This window comes from Pseudoalteromonas sp. 2CM41L (assembly GCF_023161905.1).
GTDB lineage: Bacteria > Pseudomonadota > Gammaproteobacteria > Enterobacterales > Alteromonadaceae > Pseudoalteromonas > Pseudoalteromonas atlantica.
Genome location: NZ_JALNTN010000036.1, coordinates 1 through 1,718, shown reverse-complemented (window position 1 = coordinate 1,718; position 1,718 = coordinate 1). Strand labels below are relative to the sequence as shown.

Genomic DNA, 1,718 nt, shown 5'->3' with positions numbered 1-1,718 from the left:
GCAACCGCTTGGGACTGCGGAATCACTCGCCTATGTGATGTATACCTCGGGATCCACTGGACGCCCTAAAGGGGTGATGCTTGAGCACAAAGCACTAACTAATCGTTTTGCCTATCTTGATAAGTTAACTAGGTTAAAAGAAGGTGATTGGGTTCCGTGTATTGCTTCGTTCGCATTTGATATTTCAGTTGTAGAGACACTATTCCCACTTTCCTGTGGTGCAGGGATCAGGGTGATTGATGATGAAACCATCAATAACATTGAAGAGTTACATCGCAATTTACAAGATACATCGTTTGTTCATATGGTACCAAGCTTGCTCGCGGTTTGGCTAGATTACATCAGAGAAAGCAATACACACACCAAACTTCCCAATTTAAGGTTATTAGCCACAGGTGGAGAAAAAGTCCCAGAAGAACTCATCAAGTCGATTTCACTTGTATTACCTAAAGTAGATGTTGCCCAGTTTTATGGTCCGACTGAGGCTGCGATATTTGGTGTCTGTCAGGAACAAGGAAGGCTTTTTCCTAACTCCTTGGGTCGCTCAATTGTAAATACAAGAGTTAGGCTTTTAGATTGTTTAGGTGGTTTAAGTGCTCCAGGAACTACTGGGGAGATAGCTTTTTCCGGGGTCAGTTTGGCCCGTGGCTATTTGAATCAACCTAAATTAACTAGAGAAAAATTTATTCTAAGAAGAGATGGCCTTGGAAATACAGAAAAGTTGTATAAAACGGGCGATCTGTCGAGCTTGGATGAAGATCAATTTCTTGTCTTTCGTGGTCGCAATGACGATCAAATTAAACTGCGTGGCATAAGGATAGAATTAGCAGAAATTGAACAGTGTGTCCGAGATATAGAAGAAATCAGAGAAGTGGTAATTATGCTTGACCAATCAGACGGCAATAATCCAGTTTTGATTGCGTTTATCACTGGTGATGAAGCTGTTCTAAGTCAACACACAGATCTGACTGCATATCTGAAAGATAAACTGAGCAAGTTGCTTCCAGATATTATGACTCCCGCACATTTTTATCTTTTGCAGAAGCTGCCTACTAACGTAAACGGCAAATTGGACAAGAAAAAACTTGAGAAAGATCTAGTGCATTTTAAACCTGCTTCAGTTGACACTGTAGTCTCGCAACCAGAGACAGATACCGAAACAAAATTACAACACATGTGTGCTGATTTATTAGGTCAAGGCGCGAGTGAATTGTGTCTCAGTCGGAGCTTTTTTGAATTAGGAGGAAATTCGCTATTAGTGATGAAACTCTTACCTCGTATCCAAGAACAATTTGATTGCAATATCAGCGTGAAAGTGATTTTTGAGCAGGACAGTGTGCGGACGTTGGCGGCACATATTGATAAGGAAAGACAAAGAACTAGTTTGCTGGAACGGCTGGAACAAGAAGGTGTAGAAGAAGAGGGATGGTTATGATTGAGCAACTAGTTGAACAGGCTATTTTAGCGGGGGTTCGCTTATTTGTTGAAGGTGAACAGTTGAAATATCAAGTCGAAAAAGGGCATGTTTTTTCTGATGAATTGAAGTCACTGGTGAAGGCGAACAAAAAGGAACTGATTAACTATTTATCAAATGGTGTAGATGATACTTCTGTTGCTCAATTACCTGAGATCAAAAAAGTTGAGAATCCTCCGTCACAGCTTCCACTATCATTCAGCCAACAAAGGCTGTGGCTGATAGACCAATTAGAAGGTGGTTC

The 1,718-nt window shown here is 41.0% G+C and carries 2 protein-coding genes; both read left to right on the top strand.

The window, feature by feature from the left end; translation table 11 throughout:
- Positions 1–1,435, top strand: a 1,435-nt coding sequence (locus tag MTF64_RS19805; protein ID WP_248452436.1) for a non-ribosomal peptide synthetase, incomplete at its 5' end; no start/stop codon positions are given.
- Positions 1,432–1,718: hypothetical protein (locus MTF64_RS19800; protein WP_248452435.1), on the top strand; the 287-nt coding region annotated here is incomplete at its 3' end. The genes MTF64_RS19805 and MTF64_RS19800, both read left to right, overlap by 4 nt.